The 18,589-nt window shown below is 67.8% G+C and carries 17 protein-coding genes and 3 tRNA genes; 14 read left to right on the top strand and 6 right to left on the bottom strand.

From position 1 onward, the window contains the following. Nucleotides 1–10 precede the first annotated feature (10 nt). Complete coding sequence (locus tag NHG85_RS01795) at nucleotides 11–2,410, bottom strand: ATP-dependent helicase (RefSeq protein ID WP_253329224.1); 2,400 nt, start codon at nucleotides 2,408–2,410, stop codon at nucleotides 11–13. A 191-nt stretch (nucleotides 2,411–2,601) separates the two neighbouring features. On the opposite strand from NHG85_RS01795, the gene NHG85_RS01790 reads away from it, so the two are divergent. The 7 genes from NHG85_RS01790 to hisH all read left to right on the top strand — a co-directional run bounded on the left by NHG85_RS01790 (nucleotide 2,602) and on the right by hisH (nucleotide 10,099). Further along, complete coding sequence (locus NHG85_RS01790; protein WP_253329222.1) at nucleotides 2,602–4,410, top strand: diguanylate cyclase; 1,809 nt, start codon at nucleotides 2,602–2,604, stop codon at nucleotides 4,408–4,410. A 113-nt stretch (nucleotides 4,411–4,523) separates the two neighbouring features. After that, on the top strand, nucleotides 4,524–7,967 hold the full coding sequence (locus NHG85_RS01785; RefSeq protein WP_253329220.1) for a pyruvate carboxylase: 3,444 nt from the start codon (nucleotides 4,524–4,526) through the stop codon (nucleotides 7,965–7,967). Beyond that, the gene (locus NHG85_RS01780; protein ID WP_253329218.1) at nucleotides 7,964–8,353 is read left to right on the top strand and encodes a VOC family protein; all 390 of its coding nucleotides are present in this window, start codon (nucleotides 7,964–7,966) and stop codon (nucleotides 8,351–8,353) included. The genes NHG85_RS01785 and NHG85_RS01780 overlap by 4 nt, the downstream gene beginning before the upstream one ends. Nucleotides 8,354–8,473: 120 nt before the next feature. Beyond that, a tRNA-Gly gene (locus NHG85_RS01775) sits at nucleotides 8,474–8,548 on the top strand. Nucleotides 8,549–8,710: 162 nt separating this feature from the next. After that, nucleotides 8,711–8,785 (top strand) — tRNA-Gly (locus NHG85_RS01770). 88 nt (nucleotides 8,786–8,873) lie between these two features. After that, nucleotides 8,874–9,461: an imidazoleglycerol-phosphate dehydratase HisB gene (gene hisB, locus NHG85_RS01765; protein ID WP_253329215.1), complete on the top strand. Its 588-nt coding sequence runs from the start codon at nucleotides 8,874–8,876 to the stop codon at nucleotides 9,459–9,461. Continuing rightward, nucleotides 9,458–10,099 (top strand): imidazole glycerol phosphate synthase subunit HisH, encoded by a 642-nt coding sequence (gene hisH / locus NHG85_RS01760; RefSeq protein ID WP_253329213.1) that lies wholly within the window; start codon nucleotides 9,458–9,460, stop codon nucleotides 10,097–10,099. The genes hisB and hisH overlap by 4 nt, the downstream gene beginning before the upstream one ends. Nucleotides 10,100–10,150: 51 nt before the next feature. Here the strand turns inward: hisH and NHG85_RS01755 are convergent, their stop codons facing one another. Further along, nucleotides 10,151–10,957 carry an alpha/beta fold hydrolase gene (locus NHG85_RS01755; protein ID WP_253329211.1) on the bottom strand — a complete coding sequence of 269 codons (807 nt, stop codon included), beginning with the start codon at nucleotides 10,955–10,957 and terminating at the stop codon, nucleotides 10,151–10,153. A 63-nt stretch (nucleotides 10,958–11,020) separates the two neighbouring features. Next, nucleotides 11,021–11,410 carry a DUF2147 domain-containing protein gene (locus NHG85_RS01750; protein WP_253329209.1) on the bottom strand — a complete coding sequence of 130 codons (390 nt, stop codon included), beginning with the start codon at nucleotides 11,408–11,410 and terminating at the stop codon, nucleotides 11,021–11,023. 132 nt (nucleotides 11,411–11,542) lie between these two features. Between NHG85_RS01750 and hisA the strand changes: the two genes are divergently transcribed. After that, nucleotides 11,543–12,265: a 1-(5-phosphoribosyl)-5-[(5-phosphoribosylamino)methylideneamino]imidazole-4-carboxamide isomerase gene (gene hisA, locus NHG85_RS01745; protein ID WP_253329207.1), complete on the top strand. Its 723-nt coding sequence runs from the start codon at nucleotides 11,543–11,545 to the stop codon at nucleotides 12,263–12,265. 99 nt (nucleotides 12,266–12,364) lie between these two features. Here the strand turns inward: hisA and NHG85_RS01740 are convergent, their stop codons facing one another. After that, the gene (locus tag NHG85_RS01740; protein ID WP_253329206.1) at nucleotides 12,365–12,811 is read right to left on the bottom strand and encodes a DUF302 domain-containing protein; all 447 of its coding nucleotides are present in this window, start codon (nucleotides 12,809–12,811) and stop codon (nucleotides 12,365–12,367) included. 114 nt (nucleotides 12,812–12,925) lie between these two features. Between NHG85_RS01740 and hisF the strand changes: the two genes are divergently transcribed. Together hisF and NHG85_RS01730 are read left to right on the top strand one after the other, a co-directional pair. Continuing rightward, on the top strand, nucleotides 12,926–13,687 hold the full coding sequence (gene hisF, locus NHG85_RS01735) for an imidazole glycerol phosphate synthase subunit HisF (RefSeq protein WP_253329204.1): 762 nt from the start codon (nucleotides 12,926–12,928) through the stop codon (nucleotides 13,685–13,687). After that, a complete protein-coding gene (locus NHG85_RS01730; protein WP_253329202.1) occupies nucleotides 13,684–13,995 on the top strand; it encodes a phosphoribosyl-ATP diphosphatase in 312 nt (103 codons plus the stop codon). The genes hisF and NHG85_RS01730 overlap by 4 nt, the downstream gene beginning before the upstream one ends. A gap of 165 nt (nucleotides 13,996–14,160) precedes the next feature. On the opposite strand, the gene rlmB is transcribed toward NHG85_RS01730, so the two are convergent. After that, on the bottom strand, nucleotides 14,161–14,952 hold the full coding sequence (rlmB, locus tag NHG85_RS01725; protein ID WP_253329200.1) for a 23S rRNA (guanosine(2251)-2'-O)-methyltransferase RlmB: 792 nt from the start codon (nucleotides 14,950–14,952) through the stop codon (nucleotides 14,161–14,163). A 176-nt stretch (nucleotides 14,953–15,128) separates the two neighbouring features. Between rlmB and NHG85_RS01720 the strand changes: the two genes are divergently transcribed. From NHG85_RS01720 to NHG85_RS01710, 3 genes are all read left to right on the top strand, one after another. Continuing rightward, nucleotides 15,129–15,212: transfer RNA gene (locus tag NHG85_RS01720), tRNA-Tyr, on the top strand. A gap of 76 nt (nucleotides 15,213–15,288) precedes the next feature. Continuing rightward, the gene (locus tag NHG85_RS01715) at nucleotides 15,289–16,266 is read left to right on the top strand and encodes a GT-B fold glycosyltransferase domain-containing protein (protein ID WP_253329198.1); all 978 of its coding nucleotides are present in this window, start codon (nucleotides 15,289–15,291) and stop codon (nucleotides 16,264–16,266) included. A 22-nt stretch (nucleotides 16,267–16,288) separates the two neighbouring features. After that, nucleotides 16,289–16,819, top strand: a complete 531-nt coding sequence (locus NHG85_RS01710) for a DUF421 domain-containing protein (RefSeq protein WP_253329196.1) — start codon at nucleotides 16,289–16,291, stop codon at nucleotides 16,817–16,819. A 7-nt stretch (nucleotides 16,820–16,826) separates the two neighbouring features. On the opposite strand, the gene NHG85_RS01705 is transcribed toward NHG85_RS01710, so the two are convergent. Then, nucleotides 16,827–17,555, bottom strand: coding sequence for an SIMPL domain-containing protein (locus NHG85_RS01705; RefSeq protein WP_253329194.1), 729 nt, complete (start codon nucleotides 17,553–17,555; stop codon nucleotides 16,827–16,829). 169 nt (nucleotides 17,556–17,724) lie between these two features. Between NHG85_RS01705 and NHG85_RS01700 the strand changes: the two genes are divergently transcribed. Continuing rightward, nucleotides 17,725–18,589: serine/threonine-protein kinase (locus NHG85_RS01700; RefSeq protein ID WP_502213718.1), on the top strand; the 865-nt coding region annotated here is incomplete at its 3' end.

Here is an 18,589-nt window from a genome sequence, read left to right as displayed (position 1 = left end):
GCCGCAATCCTCAGAACGGCACGTCGTCCGCCGCGTCCGAGGCCACGACGAAACGCGCCACCACCTTCTTCTGCCCGGCCTTGTCGAAGGCGATGTCGAGCTTGTCGCCCTCGACCCCCACCACCTCGCCATAGCCGAACTTCTGGTGAAACACCCGGTCTCCGGCCGTGAAGGAGGACACCGCCGTCATGTCGATGGTGATGTTCTTGGCCTCGGCGGGCTGGCGCATCTGCCGCGCTTGCCCGCGCGCCTGCAGCCGCCGCCAACCGGGAGAGTTGTAGACATCGGCCTTGGCCGCGTTGTCGTGCAGCCGCGAGCCCTGCGCCTCCTGCACCGCCGGAGAGGCCTGCGACGACATCCCCGCGGCACCGTAGCCGCCGCCATAGAGCCCCGGCGGGGTCAGCACCTCGACATGCGCCTCGGGCAGCTCGTCGATGAAGCGCGAGGGCAGCTGGCTTTGCCACTGGCCATAGACGCGGCGGTTGGCGGCAAAGGAAATCGTGCAGACCTGCTCTGCGCGGGTGATGCCGACATAGGCCAGACGCCGCTCCTCCTCCAATCCGCGCAGCCCGCTTTCATCCATCGAGCGCTGGCTCGGGAACAGCCCGTCCTCCCAGCCCGGCAGGAACACCATCGGAAACTCGAGGCCCTTGGCGCCATGCAGCGTCATGATCGAGACCTTCTGCCCCTCGTCGTCCTGCGCGTGATCCATGATCAGCGCGACGTGCTCGAGAAAGCCCTGCAGGCTGTCGAAGCTTTCCAGCGCCTTCACCAGCTCCTTGAGGTTTTCGAGCCGCCCCGGCGCCTCGGGCGTCTTGTCGTTCTGCCACATGCCGGTGTAGCCGCTCTCGTCGAGGATCATCTCGGCCAGCTCGACATGGGTGTCGCTCTCGTTGACGACCTGCGCGTGCCAGCGGTCGAGTGCCTCGACGAGGGTGGTCAGCTCCTTGAGCCCCTTGCCGCCCAGAAGCTTGGTCTGCACCACGATGCGCGCGCCCTCGACGAGGCTGACGCCATTGGAGCGCGCGGCGCGCTGGATCGTCTGCACCGCCTTGTTGCCAAGGCCCCGCTTGGGCGTGTTGACGATGCGCTCGAAGGCGAGATCGTCGTCGAGCGACACGGCGAGGCGGAAATAGGCCATCGCGTCACGGATCTCCAAACGCTCGTAGAAGCGCGGCCCGCCGATCACGCGATACGGCAGACCGATGGTGAGGAACCGGTCCTCGAAGGCGCGCATCTGGTGGCTGGCCCGCATGAGGATTGCCATGGAATCGAGGCCCACGGGGGCCATGCCGCGCGTGCCGCGCTGCGCCGCCTCGATCTCCTCGCCGACCCAGCGCGCCTCCTCGTCGCCGTCCCAATGGCCGATGAGACGGACCTTCTCGCCCTCCTCGGCCTCGGTCCAGAGCGTCTTGCCCAAGCGGCCCTTGTTGGCGGTGATCAGCCCCGAGGCCGCGCCGAGGATATGCGGCGTGGAGCGGTAGTTCTGCTCCAGCCGGATCACCTCCGCGCCCGGGAAATCCTTTTCGAAGCGCAGGATGTTGCCCACCTCGGCGCCACGCCAGCCATAGATCGACTGGTCGTCGTCGCCGACGCAGCAGATGTTCTTGTGCCCGCCCGCGAGCAGCCGCAGCCACAGGTACTGCGCCGCGTTGGTGTCCTGGTATTCGTCCACGAGGATGTAGCGGAACCAGCGGCGATACTGGTCGAGCACGTCCTCGCGGCTTAGGAATATCGTGACCATGTGCAAGAGCAGGTCGCCGAAATCGACGGCGTTCAGCTCCCTGAGCCGCAGCTGATAGGCGGCGTAGAGCTTGGCCCCCTTGCCGTCATAGGCCGAGGCATCGGCGGTGGGCACGTTCTCGGGCGTCAGCGCCCGGTTTTTCCAGTCGTCGATGATGCCTGCCAGCATCCGGGCAGGCCAGCGCTTGTCGTCGATGTTCTCGGCCGCCACCAGCTGCTTGAGCAGCCGGATCTGGTCATCGGTGTCGAGGATGGTGAAGTTCGACTTCAGCCCCACCAGCTCGGCATGGCGGCGCAGCAACTTGACGCAGATGGCGTGGAAGGTGCCGAGCCATGGCAGCCCCTCGACCGCCTCGCCGAGCATCTTGCCGATGCGCTCCTTCATCTCGCGCGCGGCCTTGTTGGTGAAGGTCACGGCAAGGATCTCGTTGGGCCGCGCGCGGGCGGTGCGCATCAGATGCACGATTCGTGCGGTGAGCGCGCGGGTCTTGCCCGTCCCGGCCCCCGCCAGCATCAGCACCGGGCCGTCCATCGTCTCGACCGCGAGACGCTGCGCGGGGTTCAGCCCGTCGAGATAGGGGGCGGCGCCGCCCGGTTGCGCCATGGCGCGGCGCGACAGGGGCGTTGAGGCGGCCTCGAAGGCCTCGTCGTCGGAAAAGCTGCTCATGGGGCCAATCTAGCGGTCCTGCCCTCCGAAGAAAAGCGGCGTTCCACCTATGTTCGCAATGCGGCGGTTTCGCGGCAACTGGCCTGAAAACACGCCATTTTCTCCGCCGGGTCCGAGGCTGTCAGGCGCCGTGTTAACATCCCGGAAGCACGATCCTGCCAATCTGGGGCCAGACAAACAGGATGCCCGCCATGCCCGTCACCACCGACCGACGCCGCCGCTCACGCCCCTTGTTCAACAAGCTGCTGATGCCGTTTCTCGGCCTCGTCACCGTGGCGATGTGCCTGTCGGTGATCTACCTGCCCAGCCCCATCGTGGAGCGGATGCTGCGCGACGATGTGCATCGCGAAGCCCGCGAATGGCGCGTGCGGGTGATCGAGGCGCTCGATCAGGGCAGCGAGACCTTCGCCCGGGGCGCCACCACCGCGGATGACGAGCGCTGGCTGTCGCAGCTCACGACCCTGTCGGCCATCTACCGCTTCAAGCTGTTCGATGCGGATGGCCGGGTGTTCTGGTCCAGCCGGCCAAGCGACATCGCGACGGTGAACGACAAGCCCTATTTCGAGAACGTCGTCGCCACCGGCGTGTTCTACTACAAGAGCGACCTCAAGCCGATGGAGGAGGTGGACGGGCATCTTCACGCCCTGTCGAACCACCATCACGGCGAAGACAACTTGCTGCTGGTGGCCGAAATCTACGCCCCGATCCTGCAGAACGGCCGCTTCGTCGGCGCGATCGAATTCTATACGGATCTGACGGACCTGCACGCGATCTTCGTCGACCGGCTCAAAAAGATCTTCATCGCGCTCTCCGTCGTCTCGCTGATCATGCTCGGCGCAACCAGCCTGGTGATCCGCAGCTCGGGCCGCGCGCAGCTGCGCGTCATTCACAACCGCGCCGAGAACGAGCGGAAGATGATGGAAGAGCAGATGCGGCTGGCGCGCAATGTCCGGCTCTTGGGCGAGCTGAACGAATGGCTGCAATCCTCGCGCTCGCTGGGGGAGCTGTTCGAGATGGTCGGCCGCTTCATGAGCCACATCCTGCCGGGCAGCGAGGGTAGCGTCTATGTCTACTCCAACTCGCGCGACGTGCTGGTCGGTTCGGCCAGCTGGAACGGCGGGCATCATTGCGATCACATCCGGGCCGAGGATTGCTGGGGCCTGCGCCGGGGCCGGACCTATGCCTTCGGCAGCGCCGAGGTGGATTTCCCTTGCGGCCATTCCGAGACCCAGGACGATCGCCCCTCCTTCTGCTTTCCGGTGTTGGCGCATGGCGAGACGGTGGGCTTGCTGCACCTCAAGGCCAAGGACGGCGTGACGCTGGAGGATTTCCGCGCCAGCCAGAAGCTGGCCCAGATGTGCGCCGAGCAGATCAGCCTCGCCATTGCCAACGTCCAGATGCGCGACCAGCTGCACGACCGCTCGATCCGCGATCCGCTCACCGGGCTCTACAACCGCCGCCACCTGACCGAGACGCTGCGCCGCCAGCTCGACCGCGCCCACCGCGAGGACCGGCCCCTGTCGATCCTCTCGATCGACGTCGATCACTTCAAGCGGTTCAACGACACCCACGGGCACGACGCGGGCGACATGGTGCTGCGCGCCGTGGGGTCGGTGCTCGAACAGCTCTGCGACGGCGACGAGACGGCCTGCCGCATGGGCGGAGAGGAGTTCATGCTGCTGCTGCCCGATCTGAGCTTGCAGGCGGCGGCATTGCGCGCCGAGGCGCTGCGCAGCGCGATCGAGCGGATCACCGTGCGCTACGGTGAGAAGAACCTGCCGCGCATCACCGTCTCGATCGGCGTCGCGGTCCATCCCGAGGATGGCACGATGCCGCAACAGCTGATGAAGGCCGCCGACGACGCGCTCTATGACGCCAAGGGCCGCGGCCGCAACCAGGTGGCCCTGGTGGGTGAGGACGACCCTGCCCTTGCACAGGGCGCCACGCTGCTCGCGGCGCATCGCGAGGGGGCGCCCGCGCCGGAGGATGACGCGGCCTGATCCTCCGTTAGCGCTATCAGTTGCGGATGGGCCGGGCCCGTCCACAGCATCTCGGGGCTATACTGCACCGCAGAAACTCCTAGACTGCGCCCGACCAGACGGAAGGGGTGGACATGGCCGAATTCGAGAAGATCCTCATTGCCAACCGCGGCGAGATCGCGATCCGCGTGATGCGGGCCGCCAACGAGATGGGCAAGAAGACCGTCGCGGTCTATGCCGAGGAAGACAAGCTCAGCCTGCACCGCTTCAAGGCGGACGAGGCCTATCGGATCGGCGAGGGGCTGGGCCCGGTGCAGGCCTATCTCTCGATCGAGGAGATCATCCGTGTCGCCAAGATGTCGGGCGCCGACGCGATCCACCCCGGCTACGGCCTGCTCTCGGAGAACCCCGAATTCGTCGACGCCTGTACCGCCGCCGGCATCACCTTCATCGGCCCCAAGGCGCAGACCATGCGCGAGCTCGGCGACAAGGCCAGCGCCCGGCGCGTGGCGATCGAAGCGGGCGTGCCGGTGATCCCCGCGACCGAGGTGCTGGGCGACGACATGGACGCGATCCGCCGCGAGGCGGCCGAGGTCGGCTATCCGCTCATGCTCAAGGCAAGCTGGGGCGGCGGCGGGCGCGGCATGCGCCCGATCCTCGACGAGAGCGAGCTCGAGGAGAAGGTCCGCGAGGGCCGGCGCGAGGCCGAGGCCGCCTTCGGCAATGGCGAGGGCTATCTCGAGAAGATGATCCAGCGCGCCCGCCACGTCGAGGTGCAGATCCTCGGCGACACCCATGGCCAGATCTACCACCTGTGGGAGCGTGACTGCTCGGTCCAGCGCCGCAACCAGAAGGTCGTCGAGCGCGCGCCCGCCCCCTATCTCTCCGAGACCCAGCGCGAGCGCATCTGCAACCTCGGCAAACAGATCTGCCAGCACGTGAATTACGAATGCGCCGGCACGGTCGAGTTCCTGATGGACATGGATTCGGGCGAATTCTACTTCATCGAGGTGAACCCCCGCGTGCAGGTCGAGCACACGGTGACCGAGGAGGTCACCGGCATCGACATCGTGCGCGCGCAGATCCTCATCGCCGAGGGCAAGTCGATCGTCGAGGCCACGGGCTGCGCCTCGCAATACGACGTGCAGCTTGACGGCCATGCGCTGCAGTGCCGGGTGACGACCGAAGACCCGCACAACAGCTTCATCCCCGACTATGGCCGGATCCAGACCTACCGCTCGGCCACCGGCCCGGGCATCCGGCTCGACGGCGGCACCGCCTATTCCGGCGCGGTGATCACCCGCTTTTACGATTCGCTGCTGACCAAGGTCACGGCGCGCGCCCAGACGCCCGAGATGGCGATCGCGCGTATGGACCGGGCGCTGCGCGAGTTCCGCATCCGGGGCGTCTCCACGAACATCGACTTCGTGATCAACCTGCTCAAGCACCCGACCTTCCTGTCGAACCAGTACACCACGAAGTTCATCGACACGACGCCCGAGCTGTTCGATTTCGACCTGCGCCGCGACCGCGCGACGCGGCTGCTCACTTACGTCGCCGACATCACCGTCAACGGCCATCCCGAGACCGAGGGCCGTGTGCGCCCCGCCCGCGACGCCAAGCCGCCCCGCGCCCCCGCCCCGCGCGGCACGGAGATCACCCCCGGCACGCGGCAGATCCTCGACGAGCGGGGCCCGCAGGCCGTGGCCGACTGGATGAAGGCGCAAAAGCAGCTTCTCATCACCGACACCACCATGCGCGACGGCCATCAGTCGCTCTTGGCCACGCGGATGCGCTCGATCGACATGGTGCGCGTGGCGCCGAGCTATGCCGCCAACCTGCCCGGCCTGTTCTCGGTCGAATGCTGGGGCGGCGCCACCTTCGACGTGGCCTACCGCTTCTTGCAGGAATGCCCCTGGCAGCGGCTGCGCGACATCCGCAAGGCCATGCCAAATGTCATGACGCAGATGCTGCTGCGCGCCTCGAACGGGGTGGGCTACACCAACTACCCCGACAACGTGGTGCAGGGCTTCGTGAAGCAGGCCGCGACCTCCGGCGTCGACGTGTTCCGCGTCTTCGACAGCCTGAACTGGGTCGAGAACATGCGCGTCGCGATGGATGCGGTGATCGAGGCCGAGAAGGTCTGCGAAGGCACGATCTGCTACACCGGCAACATGCTCGACCCGGCGCGCGACAAGTACGACCTGAAGTACTACGTCGAGATGGCCAAGGAGCTCGAAAAGGCCGGCGCCCATGTGCTGGGCGTCAAGGACATGGCCGGCCTGCTGAAGGCCCCCGCGGCGACGCAGCTCTTCACCGCGCTGAAGGAAGAGGTCGGCCTGCCGATTCACTTCCACACGCATGACACCTCGGGTGCGGCGATCTCGACCGTGCTGGCGGCCTCGGCGGCGGGGGTCGATGCGATCGACGCGGCGATGGACAGCTTCTCGGGCAATACCTCGCAGCCGACGCTGGGCTCGATCGTCGAGGCGCTGAGCCAGACCGAGCGCGACACCGGGCTCGACATCGAGGCGATCCGCGAGATCTCCAACTATTTCGAGCAGGTCCGTGCGCATTACGCCGCCTTCGAGAGCGGGCTGCAGGCCCCGGCCTCCGAAGTCTATCTGCACGAGATGCCCGGCGGGCAGTTCACTAACCTCAAGGCGCAGGCGCGCAGCCTCGGTCTCGAGGAGCGCTGGCACGAGGTCGCCAAGACCTATGCCGAGGTGAACATGATGTTCGGCGACATCGTGAAGGTCACGCCCTCCTCCAAGGTGGTGGGCGACATGGCGCTGATGATGGTGAGCCAGGGGCTCACCCGCGAGCAGGTCGAGGATCCGAACCACGACGTCTCCTTCCCCGACAGCGTCATCGACATGATGAAGGGCAACCTCGGCCAGCCGCCGGGCGGATGGCCCGGCGCGCTGCAGGCCAAGATCCTGAAGGGCGAAAAGCCCCTGAAGGACCGCCCCGGCAAGCATCTCAAGCCGGTCGATTTCGACGCCGCGCGCGCCGAAGCCGTCGCGGCCACGGGCGAGGCTACGATCGATGACGAGGATCTCAACGCCTACCTGATGTATCCGAAGGTCTTCACCGACTACGCCAAGCGGCACCAGCAATACGGCCCCGTCCGTACCCTGCCGACGCGGACCTTCTTCTACGGCATGGAGCAGGGCGAGGAGATCTCGGCCGAGATCGATCCGGGCAAGACGCTGGAGATCCGCCTGCAGGCGGTGGGCGAGACCACCGACGAGGGCGAGGTCCGGGTGTTCTTCGAACTCAACGGCCAGCCGCGCACGATCCGCGTGCCCAACCGCAAGGTCGCGGCCAAGACCGCCAAGCGCCCCAAGGCCGAGCCGGGCAATGCGGGCCATGTCGGCGCGCCGATGCCCGGCGTGGTCTCGACCGTGGCGGCGCAGGTCGGCATGAAGGTCAAGCAGGGCGACATGCTGCTGACCATCGAGGCGATGAAGATGGAGACCGGCCTGCACGCCGAGCACAAGGGCACCATCAAGGCGGTGCATGTGACCCCCGGCGCGCAGATCGACGCCAAGGATCTTCTGGTCGAGATCGAGTGACCCGGCTCGGCGCGGTCAGCTTCCTCGTGCCGGAATACGAAGAAGGCATCGCCTTCTTCACCGGCCCGATGGGGTTCGACCTCGCTGAAAACGTCCCAATGGGCACGAAGCGCTGGGTCCGGGTGGTGCCGCCTTCGGGTGGGACGGGGCTGATCCTTGCCCGCGCCGACGGCCCCGAGCAGCGCGCGGCCATCGGCGCGCAGGGGGGCGGTCGGGTCTGGCTGTTTCTGGAAACCGATGACTTCGCCCGCGACGCCGCCCGCATGACAGAGGGCGGCGTCGTCTTTGAGGAGGCGCCGCGACATGAACCCTATGGCACCGTGGCCGTGTTCCGCGATCCATGGGGCAACCGTTGGGACCTGATCGAACCCAAGGCCCCGGCCTGATACGCAAGGTACGGCGATACACCCCGCCCTTCTTGTACGAGGCGAATTTTCCGCGGCGGGCGTCGATTTTCCGCTTGCACCCCCCCGCCCGCTTGGCTACATCCGCCACACGAAACGGAAGCGGGTGTAGCTCAGGGGTAGAGCATTACCTTGCCAAGGTAAGGGTCGAGAGTTCGAATCTCTTCACCCGCTCCAGTTTCGCCTCCCCCCCAAGGATCAGTTGACAGCCGCGCCGCAAGCGCGGCTTTTTCGCTTTCGAAACGATGCTTTTCGGCTTCCGCGAGGTCGCACGAATTTTCCGCTTTGCCCCCTTGCACCCCCTCGCCCGCTTGGCTAAATCCGCCCCACGAAACGGAAGCGGGTGTAGCTCAGGGGTAGAGCATTACCTTGCCAAGGTAAGGGTCGTGAGTTCGAATCTCATCACCCGCTCCAGTTTCGGCCTCCCCCACATCGTTGAAGCGGCCCTTGGCCCCGGCGACGTCGCCGCCTATAGGTGCGGCGCAACCAGCTGAGGGATGACATGCGGACCGCCAAGATCACCCGCACCACCGCCGAGACCGCGATCGAGGTCGAGATCGACCTCGACGGCACCGGCGCCTATGACAACCAGACCGGCGTCGGCTTCTTCGACCACATGCTCGACCAGCTGTCGCGCCATGCGCTGATCGACATGAAGGTGCGCGCCAAGGGCGACCTGCATGTCGACGATCACCACACGGTCGAGGACACCGGCATCGCGCTGGGCCAGGCGCTGAAACAGGCGCTGGGCGACAAGACCGGCATCCGCCGCTACGGCGCGTGTCATCTTGCGATGGACGATGCGCAGGTGCGCTGCGCGCTCGACCTCTCGGCCCGGCCCTTCCTGATCTGCAACCTCGATTTCCGCTCTGCCAAGATCGGCAGCTTCGACACGGATCTGGTGCAGGAGTTCTTCCAGGCGATCGCCACCCATGGCGGCATCACGCTGCATATCGACCGCCTCCACGGCCACAACGCCCACCACGTGGCCGAGGCCGCGTTCAAGGCCGTCGCCCGCGCCCTGCGCGAGGCGGTGGAGCCCGATCCGCGCCGCGCGGACGCCATCCCCTCGACCAAGGGGGCGCTATGAGCCTCACCGCGCTGATCGATTACGAGAGCGGCAACCTGCACTCGGCGCAGAAGGCCTTCGAGCGCATGGCGCGCGAGGGCGATGCAGGCGAGGTGATCGTCACCTCGCGCCCCGAGGACGTGGCCCGCGCCGACCGGATCGTGCTGCCCGGCGACGGGGCCTTCCCGCATTGCCGGAACGCGCTCTCGGCCCAACCCGGCCTGCACGAGGCGCTGGTCGAGGCGGTCGAGGTGAAGGGGCGGCCCTTCCTCGGGATCTGCGTCGGCATGCAGCTTCTGGCCGAGGTCGGCCATGAATACGAGCGGACCGAGGGCTTGGGCTGGATTCCCGGCGAGATCGTCAAGATCGATCCCGCCGATGCCGCGCTCAAGGTGCCGCACATGGGCTGGAACGATCTGGTCATCGACCGTCCCCACCCGGTTCTGGAGGGCATCTCGACCGGCGATCACGCCTATTTCGTCCATAGCTGGCAGTTCCGCCCAAGCGAGACCGACACGCTGCTCGCGCATGTCGATTACGGCGGCGCGGTCACCGCAGTGGTGGGACGCGGCAACGTGGTGGGTGCACAGTTCCACCCCGAAAAGAGCCAAGCGGCGGGCTTGCGGCTCATCGCCAATTTCCTGAGCTGGACCCCCTGACCGCAAAAGGCCCGCGCAAGGCGCGGGCCTTTCGCTTCCGAGGGACATCGCTCACTTCAGGAAAGCGGCGAGATCCTCGTAGAAGCGGTCGGCATGGGTCGCGGTGAGCCCGTGCGGCGCGTCGTCGTATTCCTTGAGCGTCGCCTTCTGCCCGATCAGCCTCGCCGCGCGGCGGCCCGAGGGGTCGGCGGGCACGGTCTCGTCCTTGGCGCCGTGCACCACCAAGGTCGGCACGCCGAAGGCGTTCATGTCATCGGTGAAATCGGTCTTGCCGAAGGCGTCGACGCAATCGAGCGTGGCCTTGGGGCTGGCCTGCATCGCCATCATCAGCGACCAGTGCAGCACGCCTTCGCTGACCTTGTTGCCATAGAAGCTCTTGAAGAACTCGGATAGGAATTCGGGCCGGTCCTTGCGCAGGCCCTCTTTCATCCCCTCGAACACGTCGGGCGTGACGCCGTCGGGGTTCTTGTCGGATTTGAGCATGCCCGGCGCGATCGAGGCGATCAGCCCGGCGGCGCGCACATTGCGCCCCTCGTGGCGCGACATGTAGCGCGCGACCTCGCCGCCGCCCATCGAGAAGCCGACGATGGCCGCGTCCCTGAGATCCAGCTCGCGCATCACCGTGTCGAGATCGTCGGCCATGGTGTCGTAGTCATAGCCCTGAAACGGCTGGCCCGAGCGGCCAAAGCCGCGGCGGTCATAGGCGACGACACGGTGGCCCGCTTCGGCCAGGCGCACCGCCTGGTATTCCCAGCTGTCGGAATTGAGCGGCCAGCCGTGGATCAGCACCACGGGGCGGCCTTCGCCCCAATCCTTCACATAGAGCTGGGTCTGGTCCTTGGTGGTGACGAGGGGCATGAGATGTCCTTCCCTTTTCAACTGCGAAAGAAAGAACCGGCAGGCCCCCCGTGCTGTTCCGGCCTATTGCAGCTTCTGCCAGACTCCGCCTTCGCGGCAGAAGCCCAGAACGCAACCCGAGACCGACAGACGATTGCCGGTCATCACCAGCTTGGAATTATAGGTCTTGCCGGTATCGGGGGCGAAGACCTTGCCGCGATACTCGCCGCCTCCGACGGATATGGTCTCGGAGATGATGTTGCGCCCGAGGTTGGGCGAGGCGATCTCGGCGCCGCCGGGGCCATAGGCCTTCACCAGCTGCCCGCAAAGCTGCGCGCCGCAGGGCGCGACCTGCACGAGGCCGCTGTTGCCGTTGTCGTCCGGCGCCGTGCGCCATGTGCCTTGCAGCGGGTCGGCCATCGCGCCCCCCGCCATCCCGATCAGCGCACAGACTGCGATCGCCAGTCTCTTCATGGTTGTCTCCTCCCTAGAGATGGAGCGAGCAGACGATGCTGCCGGACCGCGTGGCAAGGCTGACGCGGCGTTGCATCCGCGCCCCCCTCGTGCCACAGCGCGAGCGCACATTCTGCCTTCGGAGACCGCGCCATGATCCTCTACCCCGCCATCGACCTCAAGGACGGCCAGGCCGTGCGCCTTCTGCGCGGCGAGATGGACAAGGCCACGGTGTTCAACGACGACCCGGCGGCGCAGGCGCGCGCCTTCGTCGAGGCCGGGACCGAGTGGCTGCATCTCGTCGATCTCAACGGCGCCTTCGCGGGCGCGCCGGTCAACGGCGATGCGGTCGAGGCGATCCTCGCTGCCTGCCCCGGCGTGCCGGCGCAGCTCGGCGGCGGCATCCGCGACATGAAGACCATCGAGACCTGGATCGACAAGGGCCTCGCCCGCGTGATTCTCGGGACGGTGGCCGTGGAAAACCCCGACCTCGTGCGCGAGGCGGCCAAGGCTTTCCCGGGCAAGGTGGCCGTGGGGCTCGATGCGCGCGAGGGCCGCGTGGCCACGCGCGGCTGGGCCGAGGAGACCGACGTCATGGTCACGGATCTGGCCAAAAGCTTCGAGGATGCGGGCGTAGCCGCGATCATCTACACCGACATCGCCCGCGACGGCGCGATGGCGGGGCCGAACCTCGCCGCGACCGAGGCCCTCGCGCGCGCGGTCTCGATCCCGGTGATCGCCTCTGGCGGGGTCTCATCGCTGGACGATCTCGCAGCCTTGAAATCGACCGGCGTGATCGCGGGGGCGATTTCGGGCCGCGCGCTCTACGACGGCGCGATCGACCTCGCGCAGGCGCTGGCGTTGCTCAAGGGCTGAGACAAAGAGGCGCCGCACGGCCTTTCGCGCGGCGCCCCCGGTTCATCTTTCTTCAAATACGCATGGCGCGCCGTCCGTCACGCGCGCGCCGGGGCGGATTCACTCCCCCGCCGCGGCCTTGGCGAACTTCTCCAGCGCGTCTTCCATCTTCTCGATGGCCTCGAGATCGTCATCGACGTTCAGATCGTCGAAGGTCTCCTCGACCTCCTCATAGGCGATGTGCACCTGCCCCGAGCCGTCGTCATAGGCGAGGATCTTGAGCGGCAGGTAGAGCCCGGCGAGCGGATCCTCCTGCATCACCGGCGTGCCGAGCTGCGGGTTGCCGAAGATCAGCAGCTCGCTGTCGGCCAGCGTCATGCCCGCCTTTTCCGCCCCGCCGCCATGATCGACGCGCGCGAAGACGGTGGCCCCTGCTTCGGTGACGGCAGCCTCCAGACGGTCCATCGCCTCGGCGACGGTACCGCTGGCTTGCATGGTCTCGATGTCGGCCATGGCGGGTGCGGCGAGGGCGGTAGCCGCGAGGCCCGCGAGAATCGTGCGTTTCATGTGAAATGCTCCCATTGTGCTGCCGCCCCAACGACGCGCGCGGGCCTTCCGTTCCGGCACTGGCCCCGCCGGGTCATGGGCGCTAGAAGGACCGCGACAGCCCGGAGGCCGCTCATGCTCAAAACCCGCATCATTCCCTGTCTCGACGTGGCCGATGGCCGCGTGGTGAAGGGCGTCAATTTCGTGGACCTGCGCGACGCGGGCGATCCGGTGGATGCCGCGCGCGCCTATGACGCCGCCGGCGCCGACGAGCTGTGCTTTCTCGATATTCACGCCACGCATGAGAATCGCGGCACGATGTTCGACCTCGTCCGCCGCACCGCCGAGAGCTGCTACATCCCGCTCACCGTGGGCGGCGGGGTGCGCAGCCATCACGACGTGCGCGCGCTCCTGCTGGCGGGGGCCGACAAGGTGAGCTTCAACTCCGCCGCCGTGGCCGACCGCACGGTCGTCACCGAGGCCGCGCAGCGTTTCGGTGCGCAATGCATCGTCGTGGCGATCGACGCCAAGACGGTCGAGCCGGGACGCTGGGAGATCTTCACCCATGGCGGGCGCAAGCCCACAGGCATCGACGCGGTCGAGTTCGCGCGCGACATGGAGGCGCGTGGCGCGGGGGAAATCCTGCTTACCTCGATGGACCGCGACGGCACGCGGCAGGGCTTCAACCTGCCGCTCACCCGCGCCATTTCGGAGGCGGTCGATATCCCTGTGATTGCAAGCGGCGGTGTCGGCACGCTCGACCACCTCGTCGAGGGGGTCACCGAAGGCGGCGCGAGCGCCGTGCTCGCCGCTTCGATCTTCCACTTCGGCACCTACAGCATCGCCGAGGCCAAGGCGCATATGCAGGCCGCCGGCATTCCGATGAGGATGGCATGAGCCTGAAAGCATTGTCCGAGACGATCCTGTCGCGCCGCGGCGCCGACCCCGAGACGAGCTGGACCGCGAAGCTGCTGTCCAAGGGGCCGGAGAAATGCGCCGAGAAGTTCGGCGAGGAGGCGATCGAGGCGGTGATCGAAGCGGTGAAGGGCGACCGTGAGAGGCTCACTTCGGAGGCCGCCGACGCGCTCTACCACCTGTTGGTGATGTGCGCCGCGCGCGACGTGAGCCTCGACGACATCGAGGCCGAGCTGTCCCGGCGCGAGGGCCGCTCGGGGATCGCCGAAAAGGCGGCGCGTTCGACATAAAAAAAGCCCGGGCCGTGCCCGGGCTTCAAGGTGTGGAACGAGGGACAGTGAAATGAAACGCATATGTTCCAGATACGCGCCTCCATGAAACATACTAAACCCGAAATGGTTCCACCGGCAGTCCATTTCGCGCATTCGTGAAGCCTGCGAGAGGCCCCTTGCGGGTCAGGAGCCGCGCGGCACGCGCACGGCATAGAGCGCCACGGCCGCGGCATTCGAGACGTTGAGCGAGCCGAAGCCGCCTGCCGCGTCGATGCGCACCAGCGCGTCGCAGGTCTCGCGCGTGCGCTCGCGCAGCCCTGGCCCCTCGGCCCCCAGGACCAGCGCCACCGGGCGGTCACGCCTGCCCTCGATGGCTTCCTCGATCGAGACCTCCGCCTCGCCGGCAAGGCCCAGCACGAGATAGCCCATCTCCTTGAGCCGGCCCATCGTGTCCGCGAGGTTGCGCACCCGCAGGTAGGGCTGCCGCTCCAGCGCGCCCGAGGCGGTCTTGGCCAGCGCCCCGGTCTCTGGCGCGGAATGGCGCTGCACGCCGATCACCGCGCGCGCGCCGAAGACCTCGGCCGAGCGCAGGATCGCGCCGACATTGTGCGGATCGGTCACCCGGTCGAGCAGCAAGAGCCGCGGCGGCCCCTCGCCCTCGCCGGCCAGAGCGACATCGTCGAGCGCCCCCCAGTCGAGCGGCTTCACTTCGAGCGCCGCGCCCTGATGCACCGATTCCGGGTCGATCGGCGCCGCGAACTTGCGCGGATCGGAGATCTCGGGCGTCATGCCGCTTTGCGCGATGGCCTCTTCGAGCTTGGCCTGCGCGTTGAGCGTCACCACGAGGCGCAGCCGTTCGCGGCGCGGGTTCTGGAGCGCGTCGCGCACGGCATGCAGGCCGAAGAGCCAGACCGTCTCGGCGGCCGAGGCGCGCTTGGACTGTTCCTTCTCGATCACCCATTTCGGCTTCTTCATGGCGCTCTCCGCTTGGCTCAGGCCCCGCCTGATTGCGCGTTCGTGCCCGCGAAGTCCAGCCACGGCTTCCGCGCCGCCGCGCCGTCACGACGCCGTCGCGGAAGCCGGATTTTGAGGTTGACGCCATCAGGTCAAGCGCCTATTCCCGCTCTCGCACCGGGTCGAGGCCCGGCTGCGGGCGACGAGCTGCAAGGTGCGGCAGCGGACTGTAACTCCGCCGGGGAGACCCACGCCTGGTTCGATTCCAGGGTCGCCCACCACTCCCCCCTTTCGCAAAAGATGCCGGTTTGACCGGGCCCGCCCCCCTTCCTAGGGTCATCCCGCAAGGGAGCGCGCATGGCATCGTTCGACATCGTCATCATCGGCCAGTCGGGCCGGATCGAGGCCGAGGCGCTGCTTCTGGCCGCTTCGCTGCGTGCCAACGCGCCGAGATTCGCGGGCCGCCTCATCGTGGCCGAGCCGCAGCCCGGCCCGCTCTGGACCGAGGATCCGCGCATGAGCGACGAGGGCCGCGCCATGCTCGCCGAACTGGGAGCCGAGATCCTGCCCTTCGAAAACCGGCACTTCGGCAGCGCCTACCCGCATGGCAACAAGATCGAGGCGCTCGCCGTCCTGCCTGCCTCCCCGTTTCTCTTCCTCGACAGCGACACGCTGATTCTCGGCGAGATCGGTGAGCTGCCGATCGCCGCCCTGCCCCCCGCCGCCTCGATGCGGCGCGAGGGAACATGGCCGGTCGAGGAGGTCTACTGGCCCGGCTACACCGCCAGCTGGAAATCGCTCTATGACCGATTCGAGCTCGATTTCGAAAGCTCGCTCGATCCGTCCTGGCCCGATGAATTCTGGAAGCGCTATCTCTATTTCAACGCGGGCTGGTTCTGCGGGCCGGATGCCCGTGCCTTCGGCGCGCTCTTCGCCGAATACGCGGTGACGATCCGCGACGATCCGCCAAGGGAGGTGGCGCTGCAGCCCTTCGATCCCTGGCTCGACCAGGTGGCGCTGCCGCTGGTGATCCATGCCCTGAGGGGTGGCCGCCCCGGCCCGGCGCTGGTCGGGCTCGACGGCGCGCTCACCTGCCACTACCGCACTTTTCCGCTGCTTTATGCGCGCGAGGCGGACGGCGTGGTCGCAGCACTCGAACGCGTGGCCGCGCCGAACCGGCTCAAGAAACTCCTGAAGCGGCACGAGCCGATCAGGCGCATGGTCTACCAGGGGCGGGGCGCCAAGGCGCGCGCGCTGTTCGACCGCGCGGCGCTGCCCGCCACCGAAAAGGAAATCCGAACCATCCTGCGCACCCATGGGTTCTGGATGAGATGACACCGCAAGGCAGGAGAGCGCGATGATCGAGGAGATGCTGTTTCAGGGCTGGAGCGGGATCATCCGCACCATCCTCGTCGGCGCGCTGGCCTATGGAGGGCTCGTCGCCTTTCTGCGCATCTCGGGCAAGCGAACTCTGGCCAAGCTCAACGCCTTCGACCTCGTCGTCACCGTGGCGCTCGGCTCGACGCTGGCGACGATTCTGCTGTCGGAAAGCGTGGCGCTGGCCGAGGGAATGACCGCTTTCGCCGTGCTGATCGGGCTGCAATATCTCGTGGCGAAAAGCTCGGTCGCCTCAGAGCGCGTGGCGCGGCTGGTGCGCTCGGAGCCGCGGCTGGTGATGCACAAGGGCGAGATCCTCTACGACGCGCTGCGCCGCGAGCGGGTCACCCACGAGGAGCTTCTCTCGGTGATCCGCAACAACGGCAGCGCGGCGCCGGAGGAGATCGCCGCCGTGGTGATCGAAAGCGACGGCTCCTTCAGCGTGATTCCCAAGCCCGAGGGCGGCGGATCGGCGGATTTCGCGATCGCCGACCTGCCGGGCCGGGGCTGAGCGCGGCTCAGTCGATCGCGAAGACGAGCGTCACCCCGGCCGAGACCTCCACCTCGCCCTGCGCGATCGGCACGCTTTCGGCGGCCGCCATGCGCATGCCCATCATCGGCTGCGGGCCCGAGGAGATGTTGCTTTCGGAGATCGACAGCACCTCTCCCAGCGCAACCTCCGCGCTCTGGGCATAAAGCGCGGCACGGGCCTGCGCATCCGCCACGGCGGCGCGGCGCGCCTCGTTTCGTGCCGCCGCCTGATCGGCCAGCATGAACTCGATCCCCTGCAGCCGGTTCGCCCCCTCGCCCACGGCGGCATCGAGCACCGCGCCGAGCGAATCGATCTCCTGCACCCGAAGCTCCACCAGCGTGCTCGCGACGAAGCCCTCGGGCTCGGACTGCCCATCGCGGGCGCGCGCGTAATCGCGGTCGAGGCTGAGTTGTCCGGTCTGCACGTCTTCGGGCGCGATGCCGGCCGCGCTCAGCTGGTCGAGCACGCGGGCCATGGCCGCGTTCATCGCGTCGAGCGCGGCGCGCGCCGTGGGGGCGGTTTCGCTCACACCGAGGCGGACGCGGGCCATTTCGGGCGCGGCGCGCACATGCCCCTCGCCCGCCACGGTGATGCTACGCACGGGCGCAAGGGTCGATTGCCCCGTCTGGGCCATGGCGGGGGCGACCATCTGGGCCATAGCGGGGACGGCAAGGCCGGTCACGAGGGCGAGAGCGGCAAGGCGGGCGAAAGTCATGGAATCCTCCTTTGGTCGCGCGCATCGAACGCCCAGCGGCGGAATGGTGCAAGGGGGCGCGATCACAACCTGCGGGCGGCGGGTTGCGCGCGCGGAAAGCTGCCTGCAAGATGCGGGCCGACTGGCGGGTCTGTTCCCGGACCCGGCCAGTGATGCTAAGGCCTGCCGCATGACACCGAATTTCGCCCTGTCGCTCTCGCTCGAGGGCCTGAAACTTCTGCACCGTGCTCCGGACGGCTGGAGCCGCGTGGGCGAAGTACCGCTCGACAGCCCCGATCTCGCGGGCGATCTCGCGCGGCTGCGCGACAGGGCGCTGTCGCTCGCGCCCGAGGGGCTGCGCACCAAGCTGCTCATCCCCGACGACCAGATCCGCTATCTCGAGCTGGAGGGCACGCTCGACGACGCGCAGGTCGCCGCCGCGCTCGAGGGGACGACCCCTTACGCGGTCGAGGAGCTGGTGATCGATCACCTCGCGCGCGATGGACGCACCCATGTCGCGGCGGTGGCGCGCGAGACGCTGGACGAGGCGGAAGGTTTCGCGCGCGAACACGCGCTCGGCCCGGTGGCCTTCGCCGCCACCCCCGCGCCGGACGGGTTTCCCGGCGAGCCATGGTTCGGCACGGTTGCGGGCCTCGCGGATCCGGTCGCGCGCGACGACGCGGCGGTGCAGGAACGGCCGGAGGAGACGCCCGCCCCCCTGCCATCGGAAGAGCCATCCCCCGATCCCGCGCCCGAAGCCTCCGCGATGCCTTTCGCCCCGGATGAGGCGGACGCGCCGGAGGACGAGGATGACAGCCCCGAAACGGACCTGGCGGCGCCCGCGCCGCTTGCCGAGCCCTCGTCCGAGTTGGCGGAGGCACCGGACGGCGCAGGGGACGGGCCCATGCCCCCGGAGGTCGAAACCGGCGCGACGGGCGACGCGGACGAGGATCTGCTCGACACGCCATCGGGTTCCGAGCCGGCAGCACCCCTGCCGCAGGCCGGGGCGCCGGTCATGCCCGACCTGCCGCATCCCTCGGGCGAGATCGAAGGCG

The sequence above is a fragment of the Limimaricola litoreus genome (genome assembly GCF_024159025.1).
Classification (GTDB): Bacteria; Pseudomonadota; Alphaproteobacteria; order Rhodobacterales; family Rhodobacteraceae; genus Limimaricola; species Limimaricola litoreus.
This window is presented reverse-complemented; position numbering and strand designations above follow the sequence as displayed.